Origin of the sequence: Hydrogenovibrio sp. (assembly GCF_965140365.1) — a bacterium.
In the GTDB taxonomy this organism is placed as follows: domain Bacteria; phylum Pseudomonadota; class Gammaproteobacteria; order Thiomicrospirales; family Thiomicrospiraceae; genus Hydrogenovibrio.
In genome coordinates this window covers 1,158,327-1,173,049 of record NZ_OZ223196.1, presented here as the reverse complement: position 1 = coordinate 1,173,049, position 14,723 = coordinate 1,158,327, and the positions used below count along the sequence as shown (strand labels likewise).

At 49.2% G+C, this 14,723-nt stretch carries 12 protein-coding genes; 5 read left to right on the top strand and 7 right to left on the bottom strand.

Annotated features, from left to right (window positions below; translation table 11 throughout):
* Positions 1-43 precede the first annotated feature (43 nt).
* Positions 44-3,523, bottom strand: a complete 3,480-nt coding sequence (gene dnaE, locus AC0KH7_RS05590; protein ID WP_472371478.1) for a DNA polymerase III subunit alpha — start codon at positions 3,521-3,523, stop codon at positions 44-46.
* Positions 3,524-3,725: 202 nt separating this feature from the next.
* On the opposite strand from dnaE, the gene aat reads away from it, so the two are divergent.
* Both aat and infA read left to right on the top strand, forming a co-directional pair.
* Entirely contained in the window at positions 3,726-4,481 is a 756-nt protein-coding gene (gene aat, locus AC0KH7_RS05585; RefSeq protein WP_472371476.1) for a leucyl/phenylalanyl-tRNA--protein transferase, read from the top strand.
* Positions 4,482-4,584: 103 nt separating this feature from the next.
* Positions 4,585-4,803 carry a translation initiation factor IF-1 gene (gene infA, locus AC0KH7_RS05580; RefSeq protein WP_011370535.1) on the top strand — a complete coding sequence of 73 codons (219 nt, stop codon included), beginning with the start codon at positions 4,585-4,587 and terminating at the stop codon, positions 4,801-4,803.
* Between the two features lie 96 nt (positions 4,804-4,899).
* On the opposite strand, the gene clpA is transcribed toward infA, so the two are convergent.
* Genes clpA through AC0KH7_RS05565 form a run of 3 tightly spaced genes read right to left on the bottom strand, consistent with a single transcriptional unit; the run spans position 4,900 to position 8,185 of the window.
* Positions 4,900-7,149, bottom strand: coding sequence for an ATP-dependent Clp protease ATP-binding subunit ClpA (clpA, locus tag AC0KH7_RS05575; protein ID WP_472371474.1), 2,250 nt, complete (start codon positions 7,147-7,149; stop codon positions 4,900-4,902).
* Entirely contained in the window at positions 7,149-7,463 is a 315-nt protein-coding gene (gene clpS, locus AC0KH7_RS05570; protein ID WP_472367059.1) for an ATP-dependent Clp protease adapter ClpS, read from the bottom strand. Before clpS ends, clpA begins: the two co-directional genes overlap by 1 nt.
* Before the next feature lie 35 nt (positions 7,464-7,498).
* Positions 7,499-8,185 carry a DnaJ C-terminal domain-containing protein gene (locus tag AC0KH7_RS05565; RefSeq protein WP_472371472.1) on the bottom strand — a complete coding sequence of 229 codons (687 nt, stop codon included), beginning with the start codon at positions 8,183-8,185 and terminating at the stop codon, positions 7,499-7,501.
* Between the two features lie 415 nt (positions 8,186-8,600).
* Here AC0KH7_RS05565 and AC0KH7_RS05560 point away from each other — a divergent pair, with 415 nt between their 5' ends.
* A complete protein-coding gene (locus tag AC0KH7_RS05560; RefSeq protein WP_472371470.1) occupies positions 8,601-9,170 on the top strand; it encodes a PhnA domain-containing protein in 570 nt (189 codons plus the stop codon).
* Positions 9,171-9,287: 117 nt separating this feature from the next.
* Here AC0KH7_RS05560 and AC0KH7_RS05555 read toward each other — a convergent pair whose 3' ends face one another.
* Positions 9,288-10,655, bottom strand: a complete 1,368-nt coding sequence (locus AC0KH7_RS05555; protein WP_472371468.1) for a diguanylate cyclase — start codon at positions 10,653-10,655, stop codon at positions 9,288-9,290.
* Between the two features lie 348 nt (positions 10,656-11,003).
* Here AC0KH7_RS05555 and AC0KH7_RS05550 point away from each other — a divergent pair, with 348 nt between their 5' ends.
* Complete coding sequence (locus AC0KH7_RS05550) at positions 11,004-11,723, top strand: YebC/PmpR family DNA-binding transcriptional regulator (RefSeq protein WP_472371466.1); 720 nt, start codon at positions 11,004-11,006, stop codon at positions 11,721-11,723.
* 76 nt (positions 11,724-11,799) lie between these two features.
* On the opposite strand, the gene AC0KH7_RS05545 is transcribed toward AC0KH7_RS05550, so the two are convergent.
* Entirely contained in the window at positions 11,800-12,093 is a 294-nt protein-coding gene (locus tag AC0KH7_RS05545; RefSeq protein WP_472371464.1) for a hypothetical protein, read from the bottom strand.
* Between the two features lie 110 nt (positions 12,094-12,203).
* Between AC0KH7_RS05545 and AC0KH7_RS05540 the strand changes: the two genes are divergently transcribed.
* Positions 12,204-12,329, top strand: coding sequence for a hypothetical protein (locus AC0KH7_RS05540; RefSeq protein WP_472371462.1), 126 nt, complete (start codon positions 12,204-12,206; stop codon positions 12,327-12,329).
* Between the two features lie 37 nt (positions 12,330-12,366).
* Here AC0KH7_RS05540 and AC0KH7_RS05535 read toward each other — a convergent pair whose 3' ends face one another.
* Positions 12,367-14,604: an NADP-dependent isocitrate dehydrogenase gene (locus AC0KH7_RS05535; protein WP_472371460.1), complete on the bottom strand. Its 2,238-nt coding sequence runs from the start codon at positions 14,602-14,604 to the stop codon at positions 12,367-12,369.
* Between the last annotated feature and the right edge of the window lie 119 nt (positions 14,605-14,723).

The following is a 14,723-nucleotide window of genomic DNA, read 5'->3' as shown; positions in this document are numbered from 1 at the left end:
TCCGACATCCAGAGCCGTTTTCAGGCAAGCTCCCCAAATTGATTCAGACAACCACTTCCGGCTGCCAACCGTGACTTCTGAGCACTTCCAGTAACTCGTCGTCCGGAAAAAATTCAATCCCTTCCTGGGTAATCATCTGCGCCCGGGCCTGGTCGTTTCGGTAATCCACCACCAGTGGCAACCCGGCTTCCACTCGATAAGGTGTCAAAATCGATGATAAATCCTGTAATCGTTGCGGTTGCAGCGTGGCATCGGCAAAGACTTTAATGGCCCGCGCTTTTTCAACACGCGACTCCGCCAAGGTCACCACCTGCTCGGCATCCAGCTTAATGCCACCGTTAAAGGTGTCTTCGGCCACTTCGCCGTAAATCAACACCACCGTATCCGGTTGCAGGATATCTCGGCAGGATTCAAACACCGCCGGACGCAACACCACTTCCATACGAGCCGTTTGATCGTCGATGGCGATAAAACCCATTCGACTTCCGCTTTTGGTCACTTTACTGCGCGCTTCCACAATCAGCCCGGCGGCCCATTTTTTGGCCCATTTTTCCGGGCGCAAAGCGGACAATTTCTGTTCGACCAGCTTGTCCAACTCTTCTCGATAAATTTCAATCGGATGGCCGGTCATATACAAGCCCAAGACATCTTTTTCGCCTTTCAGGCGTAGCTTCTCGGGCATTTCCGGCACATCGACCAACTCCGACGCGTTTTCTGCTTCAAACGATGTGGCATCACCAAATAAATCGCCTTGGCCAGCTTCTTCGTTTTTATGCGTTTGTTCCGCTTTTTGCAGTGCCAGACCGACACTGTCCAGCATCGCTTGACGGTTATCATGCAGACAGTCCATCGCGCCCGCTGAAATCAGCGCTTCAATCACGCGCTTATTGACTTTCTTTGTCACACGCAAACAAAAATCGAACAAATCCAGGTAAGGGCCATTTTGTTTTCGTTCGGCGACAATGCCTTCCAAGGCCGACTCGCCAACCCCTTTAATCGCGCCCAGGCCATAACGCACCACCTTTTCCTCGGTCTTGACCGACTTAAAGTGAATCTCGCATTCATTGATATTTGGCTGGCGAACATCAATCCCCATGGCATAACATTCGTTCACCATGTGTACCACTTTTTCCGTGTTGTCCATGTCCGACGAAATCTGCGCCGCCATGAACTCGGCTGGATAATGCGTCTTCAGCCAGGCAGATTGATAGGACACCAAGGCATAGGCGGCCGAATGGGATTTATTGAACCCGTACCCGGCGAATTTTTCCACCAGGTCGAAAATTTTCATGGCCAGGTCGCCATCGATACCGCTTTTTTCCGCCCCTTCTTTAAAGATCGAGCGCTGCTTGGCCATTTCTTCGGGTTTCTTTTTCCCCATCGCACGACGCAACATGTCGGCACCGCCCAATGTATAACCGGCCAATACCTGAGCGATCTGCATCACCTGTTCCTGATACAGAATAACCCCGTAGGTGGGTTCCAGAATCGGTTGCAGGGATTCGTGCTGGTATTGCGGATCCGGATAAGAAACTTTTTCCTTACCGTGTTTACGGGCAATAAAGTTATCCACCATCCCAGATTCCAGCGGGCCAGGTCGAAACAAGGCCACCAGGGCGATAATGTCTTCAAAACAGTCCGGTCGCAGGCGAACAATCAGGTTCTGCATGCCCGCCGATTCCAACTGAAAGACCCCCGTGGTCTTACCGGTTTTGATCAGGTCGAACGTTTGGGTATCGTCGAGCGGAATACGCGCGATGTCCACAAAGCCCTCATCGCCCGGTTGTTTACCGTCATTAATGAAATGCAACGCCCAGTCAATGATGGTGAGCGTCCGCAGGCCCAAAAAGTCGAATTTGACCAGGCCTGCGGTTTCCACATCATTTTTATCCAACTGAGTGACCACACTGGTCCCATCCGGTTCACACAACACCGGACAGAAATGATCCAAGGGTTTCGGGCCAATGACGACCCCACCGGCATGTTTACCGGTGTTTCGGACCGTGCCTTCCAGCTTCAAGGCCAAATCGATGAGCAGACGAACGTCTTCTTCATTATCGTACCGCTCCTGAAGCATTTCTTCCTGTTCCAGGGCGTCTTTAAGCTTAATACCTAAATCGTTAGGCACCAACTTAGCAATGCCATCGACCATGCCATAACCGTGGCCTAATACCCGGCCCACATCTCGAACGACGGCTTTGGCCGCCATGGTACCGAAAGTGACGATTTGCGACACGTGATCCTGGCCATATTGACGCGACACATAATCGATGACCTCGTCACGCCGCTCCATACAGAAGTCGACGTCGAAATCGGGCATGGACACCCTTTCCGGATTCAGGAACCGTTCGAACAGCAGGTCGTATTCCAGTGGGTCCAAATCGGTGATTTTCAGGGCATAGGCCACCAGGGAACCGGCACCGGAACCCCGCCCCGGTCCGACTGGAACGTCATGATTTTTACCCCATTGAATAAAGTCGGCAACGATGAAGAAGTAACCGGGGAACCCCATCTGGGTAATGATGTCGAGTTCGAATTTGAGACGATCGTCGTATTCTTTACGCTTTTCGGCAAATTCTTCTGCGGACAAATGACCGAACAGGAACCTCAAACGCGCCTCCAACCCGTTTTGCGATTCCTGAATAAAGTATTCGTCCATCGTCATGCCTTCCGGCACCGGAAAATCCGGCAGGAAGTAAGTGCCGAGGGTCAGAGTGACATTACAACGCTTAGCAATTTCCACCGTATTTTCGATGGCTTCCGGCAAATCGGCAAACAGCTCGACCATTTCATCGGACGTTCGGAAATACTGTTCTTCGGAATAGCGTTTCGGCCGATTCGGATCGTCGAGAATGTAACCATCGTGAATACAGACGCGCACTTCATGGGCATCAAAGTCCTCGTCGGATTCAAATCGCACATCGTTCGTCGCCACGACCGGTAAATCGTAACGCTGTGCAACCTCAACAGCCCCGACCAAATAGGTTTCTTCGTTATCACGCCCGGTACGGGTCAATTCCAAATAAAAGCGGTCTGGAAAGGTTTCTTGCCACCAACCGGTGCGCTTGGCCGCCAAATTAGGCTTTTGCGCCAAGATAGCCTGGCCGACATCACCGTCCTTGCCACCGGATAAGATAATCAATCCCTCATTATAGGATTTCAACCACTCCTGTTTGATCAGTGGCTGCATCTCCGTGGCGACGATTTTCTGATTTTTCAGATACGCCATCGAGATCAAATGGGAGAGGTTAAGATACCCTTGGTCATTTTGACACAAGGCCACCACTTTGAAGACATTGCCATCGTCGGCTTCAATGAGCAAGTCAGAACCGATAATGGGTTTGATGCCGGCATTGATGGCCGACGAATAGAACTTCACCAGTGCGAACATGTTCATTTGATCGGTCAAGGCGATGGCCGGCTGCTGATGCTTTTCCGCATTCGAAATGGCCGACTTCACCCGTAAGGTGGCATCGACAACCGAGTATTCCGAATGCACATGTAAATGAACGAACTGGGTCATATATAAATAAGAGAACCGTTATTTTTTATAAATAATGCCATGCGTTTTTTCGCCAGGCCTGGGCGGTTTCGAGGTATTCAAAGGGAATTTCACGCCCTCGAATACACATTACGAATGCATCACCGATTTCTTGATCTATTTCATTGGTTATAATAGCCGCATATTCTATGATAAATCGCATGTTGAATTCAGATATTTTGTAATGACCAAGTCAATCCACCAACCTTTTTGGCTCGACACAGAGCCGGTGGTCTTTCCACCCACGCATTATGCGTTGGCCCAGCCAGATGGGTTATTGGCCATCGGAGGTGACTTGACGCCGGAATGGTTGTTAACCGCTTACAGCAAAGGCATCTTCCCCTGGTTTAATGAAGACGACCCGATTTTATGGTGGACACCCAACCCGCGTTCCGTGCTGTTTATCGATTCGCTCAAGGTTCGACGCAGCCTGATTAAAACCATCCGTAAACAACACTTCACCGTAACACTGGACCAAGCCTTCGACAAGGTGATGCGCCACTGCGCGGAAACGCCCAGGCCTGGCCAGGACGGCACCTGGATTTCCGATGAAATGCTCCAGGCCTACACGCGATTGCATGACGCCGGCCACGCCCACTCGGTCGAAGTCTGGCATCAAGATCAACTGGTGGGCGGACTTTACGGTGTGGCCATCGGCAAAGTGTTTTTCGGTGAATCGATGTTCGCCCACATGAACGACGCCTCCAAGGTGGCGCTGGTGGCTCTGTGCCGACAACTTAAAGCCTGGGGATTCCGTATCATCGACACCCAAATGGAAACCGAGCACCTCAAATCGCTTGGTGCCCGCCTGATTTCACGCGAGCATTTCGAAACCCTGCTTCAGGAAGATACCGCCAAACCCTTTTCACCGCAAAAATGGCAATTTGACCAGGCCTGGGACAACGCTTTCCTGCCCGAGAACAGCGCCAATACGCCTTAACACTTTCCGGCGATTCAAAAAATGACAAAATCTTGAATAAAAACAATCCCTCTGCTATAATCGCCGCTTATTTTTTACAGGGGCAATAAAAGCTAATATCTCTATGTCAAAACAAGATGTCATCGAATTCGATGGTGAAGTGATCGAAACTTTGCCGAATACCATGTTTAAAGTTCGTTTGGAAAACGGCCACGAAATCCTGGCACATATTTCCGGACGCATGCGTAAGAACTACATCCGCATTCTGGCGGGTGATAAAGTTAAGGTTGAATTGACGCCTTACGACCTGACCAAAGGTCGCATCACTTACCGCGGCAAATAATCACCGCAACTTTGACAGCCCATTGTAAAAACTAAAAAAACCGCTATTCAGCGGTTTTTTTATGTCCAGCGTTCAATACCGAAAGCCCCCATCCGTTTATTCAACCAACTCGTCCGCTTTTAATTTAATGGTATCCTTTTCAACATCGATGGTGACACGACCACCGCTTTGTAACGCGCCGAAGAGCAACATTTCCGCCAACGGCTGTTTGATTTTTTCCTGCATCAAACGTCCCATCGGTCTGGCCCCCATAAAGGGATCGTACCCTTCTTTGGCCAGCCAAGCGCGCGCGGCGGGCGTGAGTTCGATAGAGACTTTTTTGTCCTGCAAACTGTTTTCCAGCGCATAAATGAACTTGTTGACCACCGAGCCCATCACGTCGGATGACAAACGGTTAAATTGCACCACCGCATCGAGACGGTTTCGGAACTCCGGCGTAAACACTTTCTTCAACTCACTCTGGAAGTCCAGCGTATGATCCTGCTCGGTAAAACCGATGCTGGCACGTGACGCCGCTTCAGCCCCGACATTCGAGGTCATAATCAGAATCACGTTACGAAAATCCGCTTTACGGCCATTATTGTCCGTCAAAGTGCCGTTATCCATCACTTGAAGCAACAGATTGAACACATCCGGATGCGCCTTTTCGATTTCATCCAACAGCACCACAGAATGCGGATGCTTGTTAACCGCTTCGGTCAATAAACCGCCTTGATCGAACCCGACATACCCCGGTGGCGCCCCAATCAAGCGTGACACCGAATGGGCTTCCATGTATTCGGACATATCGTAACGCAACAACTCAATCCCCAAATGCTGGGCCAACTGCTGCGTCAATTCGGTTTTCCCCACCCCAGTCGGGCCGGCAAACAGGAAAGACGCCGTTGGGCGATTCGGTTCGTTCAAACCGGAACGCGCCAATTTGATGGATGCCACCACTTTATGAATGGCGTCGTCCTGACCGAAAACCACCCGTTGCAGGCTGCTTTCCAGTGATGACAACTTATCTTTTTCTTTTTGGGTGATTTGCGAGACCGGAATGCGCGCGATATTGGCGACGATTTGCTGAATTTCAGCCACGGAAATCTGTTTACGGCGCTTGCTTTTCGGCATTAACGCCTGCTTAGCACCGGCTTCGTCAATCACATCAATCGCCTTGTCCGGCAAATGGCGGTCGGTAATGTAACGCGCCGACAAATCCACCGCCGTTCGCAGCGCCGGTAAGGTGTATTTCACATTATGATGCGACTCAAACTGCGACTTTAAACCTTTGAGAATATCAAACGTCTCTTGATTGGTCGGTTCGCGGACATCAATTTTCTGAAAACGGCGCGCCAAAGCCCGATCTTTTTCAAAAATACCGCGATACTCTTCATAGGTGGTCGCGCCGATGCAGCGCAACTTGCCGGACGACAAAGCCGGTTTCATCAAGTTGGACGCATCCATCGCGCCGCCTTGAACCGCTCCAGCACCGATAATGGTATGAATTTCATCAATAAACAGCATGGCATGCGGCTTTTCTTCCAGCGCTTTCAACAGACCTTTAAAGCGTTTTTCAAAGTCGCCCCGATAACGAGTTCCGGCCAGCAGCGCGCCCATATCCAGGCTGAACACCTCGGCATCCAGTAACTGTTCCGGCACCTCACCCTGAACGATTTTATACGCCAAGCCTTCGGCCACGGCCGTTTTACCGACACCCGGCTCCCCAACCAACAAGGGGTTGTTTTTACGACGGCGGCTCAGGACTTCCAATGTTCGCGTCAACTCCCACTGGCGACCGATGATCGGATCAATACGCCCCTGCTCGACTTCCACATTCAAATTCAAACTGAAATTGGCAACCGGATCGTTTTCCGGTTCCGCCGCTTGCGCTTCGTCCACACTCTCTTCGCTCGGCGAGCTGGACAAAAAGTCTTCTTGCTGTTGTGCGGTCACACCATGCGAAATGTAGCTGAGAATATCCACACGATGCACACCACAGCTTTCCAGAATGTACACGGCTTGAGAGTCTTGTTCGGAATAGAGCGAGGCTAAAACATGCAAACCGGTCACTTCGGCATAACCGTTGGATTGCACCAGATAAATTGCCCGTTCGATGACACGTTGAAACGCCATGGTCGGCAGCAGTTCTTCCACCTTGTGCCCGGTGCCTTCGGCATCCAGGTATTTTTCCAACTCGGTTTCAATCATGTTCGGCTTCACACCGCAGGCTTCAACGGCTTCACGGACAGAAGGCAGACCGAGCAGCTCCAACAAGAGATGCTCAAGCGTTACATATTCGTGTTCGTATTCATTCGCCAAGCTGAACGCATTGCTAAGCGTTAACTGTAATTCCTTGCTTAACATTAAGCCACCTCCATTTCGCACTGCAGAGGATGTTGATGCTCTCGCGCATATTGATTCACTTGCATCACCTTCATTTCAGCCACTTCTCGACTGTAGACACCACAGACGCCCTTTCCTTGTGTATGCACCGCCAACATGACCGCATTGGCCTTGGCTTCGTCCAGACCAAAAAAGCGCATCAACACATCCACGACAAAGTCCATCGGTGTATAGTCGTCATTCAACAAAACCACCTGATAGCGTTTCGGCGGTTTGACGGCCAAGCGCTCTTTTTCCAGCACCACACCGTCATCTTGAAAAGGTTGACTAGCCATTCGAGTTCCTTAGATTTAATTTAACAGAGCCGGCGTTATGCGGCAATCAATTTTGCATAGAGATGACCGGGGACATTGGCCTCGTCGCCCGGTAACCCCATGTTTTCAATCAGAATGTATTCGTGCGGAGAATAATTGACCGGAACGGTTACTTTCATGCTGCCCGCTGGCGATTCGAGATCCAACTTGGTTCCGGGCACTAACAAAGTGCTCGGCACTTGAATCGTACCGTAAATATCGCACCCCTTAAGCTCCCACTTCAACGAATCCAATTTAAGTTGGAATTTGACCAGATAATCCCCCGCTTCGCCGCCGAAAAGGCCTTGATAACCTTTCCCCTTCAAGCGGAAGGTTTTATTCATAAAAGCATCCCGGGTAAACTTCATCTTCACCTTCAAACCGGGAATGTAAAAATACCCGATTTTCAGTAAACGTATCGCATAACGTAATGTCAGCGGATAAGTAATCACCCGATCCTTACCACGAATCGGCCGTTGTTTTCGCCATTGATAAGGTCCACTGGATTCGGAGCCTTGACGCTGTCGCGAATGCGTCTGAGAACGCGTTTGTTGCGACGCATACCCTTTTCGGGTCTGACGACAGAAATCACGCCAGTAAGCGTCTTTGAATTTAGTCAGTACTTCGTAGGCTTCCGAAATTTCCTGAAACTTTTCTGTGGCGTTATGAATTTTAGAGACGTCGGGATGATAGCGTCGAGCCATCTTTCGATAGGCTTGCTTAATCGTTTTATCGCAGGCTTGATGATGAACACCGAGCAATGCAAGTAGTCTTTGGAACTGTCGTAACGATTATTCAACATCTAATATTCGTCACACTCTGAAGCGTTAGAATTAACAACGAAAATCACCCAAAATAGAGGTTTTTATTAGACTTTATTCTAACGGTTTTCCAGTACAAAAAAAAGCCTTAACCCTGTCGGCCAAAACCCTCTTCTAACCGTTTGAAAAATAAGCATTAGCACGAAAAAACCGTTGATATTGCATTCAAATTATCAATAATTTTTTAGAGCGCCTTAATGCCATTATTTTTTGTGAACATCTCACCCCTTTCACCGCATTCCCTTTCCAAAACAACACTTTTATGCATAATAAGCCCCGAATTACAAAAGGAAATAAAATGAGCATTGAACAAACCCTGCAAGAAAGAAGCGGTTCCAAGTGCGAATTGTGCGGAGCCACCGACCACCTGAGCGTTTACGAAGTGCCGCCATCCGACGGTTCAGCCGATCAAGCCATTTTGGTTTGCGACACCTGCAAAAGCCAAATCGAAGCGCCGGAGACCATGGATCCGAACCACTGGCGCTGCTTGAATGACAGCATGTGGTCACCGGTGCCGGCGGTTCAAGTCATGGCTTATCGCCTGCTGAATGCGCTTCGCGCCGAAGGCTGGCCGCAGGACTTGCTGGACATGATGTATCTGGAGGAAGAAACCAAAGCCTGGGCCGATGCCGGCTTGCCGGACGATGATGAAGACACCATCGTTCACAAAGACAGCAACGGCAACACCTTACAGGAAGGCGACGACGTCACATTGATTAAGGATTTGGACGTCAAAGGGGCCGGATTCACCGCCAAACGCGGCACTTTGGTGAAGAACATCCACCTGACCGACAACCCGCTACACGTTGAAGGGAAAGTCAACGGCACCCAAATCGTTTTGGTCGCCGCATATCTGAAGAAAGCATAATTTCGCTCGACGCGAATACCGTTTCAGATCAATACAAAAAACGCCCAGGCCTGGGCGTTTTTCATTTATACCAATTTATACCGATTATGTTGTCTAATTAACGGTTCAGGTAACGATTCAGGACGAAAACGATTCCGTCCGATCCAGCAAATTATTCATACACACTTTATTGCGCCCGGCTTGTTTGGCGGCATATAAAGAATGATCGGCTGCGCGGAAAAGCGTTTCGTAATCCAAAACCACTTCATCATGCGGCGTCTGGTTTAAGTTTTTCAACAACGCCACCAATTCCATCGCCACCCGTTTATCATGGCTTGCCACGCCAATACTGGTCGAAACATCAATACCGCCCGGACTCAATTCGGCAATCTGCTGGCGCAGTGATTCGGCCCGCTCAAACGCCTCATCGTGATTACAGCCCGGCATTAATACCACCAGTTCGTCGCCACCGTAACGGACAACAATATCGCTGGAACGGCACATGCTTTTCACCAACGTCGAAATTTGTTTCAACACCAGGTCTCCGGCGGCATGCCCTTTGGAATCGTTAATGGCTTTGAAATAATCGATATCCAAAATCATCAACGAAACGCCTTCATTATTTTCAATCGACGCCTGCACCATCTTGTCACCGAATTCTTCGATGAAGTGACGGTTATTGAGACCGGTGGCAACATCCAGATTAGCTTTCAGATACAAGGCTTTTTGAGCCGCTTTCGATTCATCCAAACGCTTTTTATTCAGAATCAAATTAATCGCCCGGGCCAGAAAATCGGTTTCGTGAAATGGTTTGGCGATGAAATCCCCCGCGCCGTGCTTGAGAACGTACACTTGACGCAACAGATCGTTCCAGCCGGACACGGCCAAAATCGGAATATTGCGAATATCTTCATGACCTTGGCGGATTAGGTTAATCAAACCGATACCGCTAATGGCCCCTTCCAACACCAAATCCGTCACGACCAAGTCGAAATAGCGTTTTTTCTTATCCAGAATTTCGGCGGCGGCTTCCCCGCTTTTAACGTGGGTCACATCCCAGCCGGCACCGGCCATAATGTGACTGGTATAATCCGCCGTGCTTTGCGTATCTTCAATATACAACACCCGCGCGGAAATATTCGTCGTGGCATACAGCATTAAACTACGCAATGCGCGTTTTAAGGTTTGTATATCCGATTTCAAAAAGATTTCGGTGAACCCGGCGTCATAAGCCAGCCGTTTGAAGTCCTGCGATGCATTCGAGGTCAACAGAAATTTCGGAATGTTACTCAACGCTTCTTTCAGCTTTAATTTACGTAAAAACTTAAAACTGTCCATATCACCCAATTCATGGGCAATGCTGATGGCGTTTGGAATGTCTTTTTTCAGGTAAGCAAGTGCCTCTTCGCCACTTTTCGCTTCAACAACCGTCACATCCTCCGTGGAGAGAATTTCCTTGACCAATTCTCGATAGCTCAACGAAGGATCAATAATGAGAATTTTCATGTGTTATAGCCAACCCCGTTGTGCCTAGCGGTTAAATCAATCATTCAAACCCTTTTCTTGACGGAGCGCAACCACTCCCGCCGGTTGAAGAACAATCGGAAATACTAACGAAATTCCATTGAAAATGAAATAGTTAAAATTTTTAACGACCTCTCTCACTTTTTAGATGTTTATCATCCGCATCCGAGTTCATTCTAAGTATTTATTATACCGTCTTCCTCAACGATTTCCCACGCAGAAGCCGCAGAAACCGCCCCTTTTAAAACCAAAGGAACCACAAATTCCCTGCATCATCAAAACGTTATTGTGTAAAATTCCATTTTTAAAAAACGATAACGGAAAGACAAGATGGGTAGAGCTTACCAAAACCGCAAAGAATCCATGGCGAAAACGTCTGACGCCAAAGCCAAAGTGTACAGTAAATTCAGTCGTGAAATTTACGTCTGCGCGAAAAGCGGCGGCGCGGACACCGACAGCAACTTAGCCTTACAAGGCCTGATTGAACGCGCCAAAAAAGCTCAAGTCCCCGCGCACGTTATCGACAAAGCTATTGATAAAGCACAAGGCGGCGGTGGCGAAGACTTTGCCGTCGCACGTTACGAAGGCTACGGCCCAGGCAGCAGCATGGTCATTGTCGAATGCCTGACAGACAACCCCAACCGTACCTTCGGCGATGTGCGTAGCTGCTTCACCAAAACCAAAAGCAAAATCGGCACTCAAGGCAGCGTCAGCCATATGTTTGATCACGCCGCCATTTTGGTCTTCGCCGGACAAGATGAAGAAGCGGTTTTAGAAGCGCTTTTAATGGCGGATGTGGATGTTTCCGACATTGAAAACGAAGACGGTAAAATCAGTGTGTTCGTCCCTCACACCGAATATGCCAAAACCAAAACGGCACTGATTGAAGCCTTTGGTCAAATCGACTTCGAAGTGGATGAAATCCAATTCCTGCCGCAAATGACTAAACCCCTGGAGAACGACGAAGACCGCGAAATGTTCGAAAAATTGCTGGAAATGCTGGAAGACCTCGACGACGTCCAAAACGTCTACTTCGACATCGAACTTTAAACGATCCACCCAAACTGTTTTCGAATATAAAAAACCGCCAGGCCTGGCGGTTTCAATAATAGTTAAAACGGTTAGGTCAACAACGCTTCTCACGCATACGACATCGTTTCGTGGTACCACATTTCTCCCACTTTTGGTGCTGACAAATATAACTCCAGCCATTAATACACGGATAGGTGTAAGAAACATCCAACAGTTTTCCGCAGTCTTTTTTGCGTGTTTCTTCCTGTGCCTCTTTCAACAAGTCCGCCATGTATAACAAATCATCCGGCTCTTCAAGGCTTTCCAGGTTCAATCGCGCCGCGACATCCATCCCCGGTTCAGCATCATCGTTTTCAAAGTACAGATTTTTTTCAGGTGTATCAGCCATTTCAAATACTCCTTCAGTCCATATTCATTGGAAATCACATCGGCATCAGATGGTGCTCGACACCAACACAACAAAATAAGTATAAACACTTATCTTGAAACTCAATTTATATGACAAAAGAAGATGAAAAGCCAATAAAAATCGTTAATAACCATACCGATTATGCTGAATTTTTAGCCGGAATAAAAAAACAAAAAACCGCCAGGCCTGGCGGTTTTTATACATTGAATACCTGAATGGCAACCGTCTTTAAAAACGGCTTATCAGTTTCACTTATACGGCATCAATCAACGTATTTAAGGTCGCGCTCGGGCGCATGGCTTGGCTGGCCAGTTCGGCATTTGGCTTGTAATAACCGCCGATGTCCACGGCCTGGCCTTGCGTGCCGTTCAGTTCGTCCATGATTTGCGCTTCGTTTTTCGCCATAGCGTCGGCCAAATCGGTAAAGCGCGTTCTTAATTCGGCATCCGCGTCCTGAGCCGCCAATTCCTGCGCCCAGTACATCGCCAAATAGAAATGACTGCCACGGTTGTCGATTTCACCCACTTTACGTGATGGCGACTTGTTGTTTTCCAGGAAACGCCCGGTGGCTTTGTCCAAGGCATCCGCCAAGACCTGTGCTTTCGGGTTGTTGAAATGGCTGGACAGATGCTCCAGCGACACCGCCAATGCCAGGAACTCACCCAGTGAATCCCAGCGCAAATGGTTTTCGCTCATAAACTGCTGAACGTGTTTCGGCGCAGACCCACCCGCACCGGTTTCAAACAAACCGCCGCCATTCATCAACGGCACAATGGACAACATTTTAGCGGACGTACCTAACTCCAAAATCGGGAACAGGTCGGTCAAATAATCACGCAACACATTCCCGGTTACGGAAATGACGTTTTGTCCTTCTTTGACATGACGCAACGTAAAGCGCGTGGCTTCTTCCGGCGACATAATATGAATTTCCAAACCGGCGGTATCATGCTCCAATAAATAGTGATTGACCTTTTCAATCAACTGGTGATCGTGCGCGCGATTGGTGTCCAGCCAGAACACCGTCGGCCAGCCTGTGGCACGCGCACGACTGACGGCCAACTTGACCCAGTCGCGAATCGGCGCATCCTTGACCTGACACATACGGAAAATATCCCCGGCTTCCACATTTTGTTCCAGCAAAACCTGCCCGTCTTTATCCAGCACCTTAACGGTCCCGGCATCAGTCATTTGGAAGGTTTTATCGTGCGAGCCATACTCTTCCGCTTTTTGCGCCATCAAACCAACGTTCGGCACCGTTCCCATGGTAGTTGGGTCAAACGCGCCATGATGCTTACAGAAATTAATGGTTTCTTGATAGACACCGGCATAACAACGATCCGGAATCACCGCCAGCGTATCTTGTTGTTGACCGTCTTTGTTCCACATTTGTCCGGACGTGCGGATCATCGCCGGCATGGAAGCATCGACAATCACGTCGGACGGTACATGCAGGTTGGTGATGCCTTTATCGGAATCGACCATGGCGATATCGGCTTTAGCGGACACGGTATCGGCAATCGCTTGCTCGATTTCGGCACGTTTGTCATCGTCCAAAGTTTGGATTTTGCTGTAAACGTCCCCTAAACCGTTGTTTGCGTTCACGCCCACTTGCTCGAATTCCGCGGCGTATTTTTCAAACACCTCGGCAAAGAAGACCGATACCGCCTGGCCGAAGATAATCGGGTCGGACACTTTCATCATGGTCGCTTTCAGGTGCAACGAGAATAAAATACCTTGCTCTTTGGCTTCCTGAACCGCCTTTGCCAGGAAATCACGCAAGGCTTTCTGACGCATGACCGCCGCATCAATAATTTCCCCCGCCTGTAAAGGCGCATAGGCTTTTAATTCTTTCGTTTCGCCTGATTCAGACACAAATTCGATTTTAAACTCGGTGGCATCCGACAAGGTCGTGGATTTTTCGGAACCGTAGAAGTCCCCCTCAGACATGTGCGCCACTTTCGACTTGGAATCCGCCGACCAGGCACCCATCGAATGCGGATGTTTCTTAGCAAAATTTTTCACCGACGTCGGCGCGCGACGGTCGGAATTCCCTTCACGCAAAACGGGGTTAACGGCACTGCCCAGCACTTTGGCGTAAGTGGCTTTGATGTTCTCTTCTTCGGCATTTTTTGGGTTGGCCGGATAATCCGGGACATCATAGCCCTGGGATTGCAATTCCTTAATAGCCGCATTCAACTGGGGAATGGACGCACTGATATTCGGCAACTTGACGATGTTGGCATCCGGCGTTTTCGCCAGTTCACCCAACTCGTTCAAAGCATCGCCAACGCGCTGGGTGTCGGTCAGTTTTTCCGGAAAGTTGGCCAGAATACGCCCGGCTAGCGAGATATCGCGCGTTTCAACCGCCACACCGGCGGCTTTGGTAAAGGCTTCGATAATCGGCAATAACGAGTAAGTGGCCAAAGCTGGCGCTTCGTCGGTTAGGGTATAAATAATCTTGGAAGTCGTCTTAGCGGATTCTGTCATTGAAAATTCCTAAAATTAAGCGCGCCTCGAGGTCAGGCGTTGAAAGGTTAAGGGAACCTTCACTGATTCGTGAAAAGCCGCTTGAATGCGAAAATGGCTCAACCGGCTCTCCCAGAATG

What these genes read in the sequence shown, in the direction of transcription:
- AC0KH7_RS05545 (WP_472371464.1), bottom strand. Translation starts at nt 12,093, where the DNA reads ATGGCTGATACACCTGAAAAAAATCTGTACTTTGAAAACGATGATGCT.
- clpA (WP_472371474.1), bottom strand. Translation starts at nt 7,149, where the DNA reads ATGTTAAGCAAGGAATTACAGTTAACGCTTAGCAATGCGTTCAGCTTG.
- AC0KH7_RS05550 (WP_472371466.1), top strand. Translation starts at nt 11,004, where the DNA reads ATGGGTAGAGCTTACCAAAACCGCAAAGAATCCATGGCGAAAACGTCT.
- AC0KH7_RS05560 (WP_472371470.1), top strand. Translation starts at nt 8,601, where the DNA reads ATGAGCATTGAACAAACCCTGCAAGAAAGAAGCGGTTCCAAGTGCGAA.
- AC0KH7_RS05540 (WP_472371462.1), top strand. Translation starts at nt 12,204, where the DNA reads ATGACAAAAGAAGATGAAAAGCCAATAAAAATCGTTAATAACCATACC.
- AC0KH7_RS05555 (WP_472371468.1), bottom strand. Translation starts at nt 10,655, where the DNA reads ATGAAAATTCTCATTATTGATCCTTCGTTGAGCTATCGAGAATTGGTC.
- AC0KH7_RS05535 (WP_472371460.1), bottom strand. Translation starts at nt 14,604, where the DNA reads ATGACAGAATCCGCTAAGACGACTTCCAAGATTATTTATACCCTAACC.
- aat (WP_472371476.1), top strand. Translation starts at nt 3,726, where the DNA reads ATGACCAAGTCAATCCACCAACCTTTTTGGCTCGACACAGAGCCGGTG.
- infA (WP_011370535.1), top strand. Translation starts at nt 4,585, where the DNA reads ATGTCAAAACAAGATGTCATCGAATTCGATGGTGAAGTGATCGAAACT.
- clpS (WP_472367059.1), bottom strand. Translation starts at nt 7,463, where the DNA reads ATGGCTAGTCAACCTTTTCAAGATGACGGTGTGGTGCTGGAAAAAGAG.
- AC0KH7_RS05565 (WP_472371472.1), bottom strand. Translation starts at nt 8,185, where the DNA reads ATGGCTCGACGCTATCATCCCGACGTCTCTAAAATTCATAACGCCACA.
- dnaE (WP_472371478.1), bottom strand. Translation starts at nt 3,523, where the DNA reads ATGACCCAGTTCGTTCATTTACATGTGCATTCGGAATACTCGGTTGTC.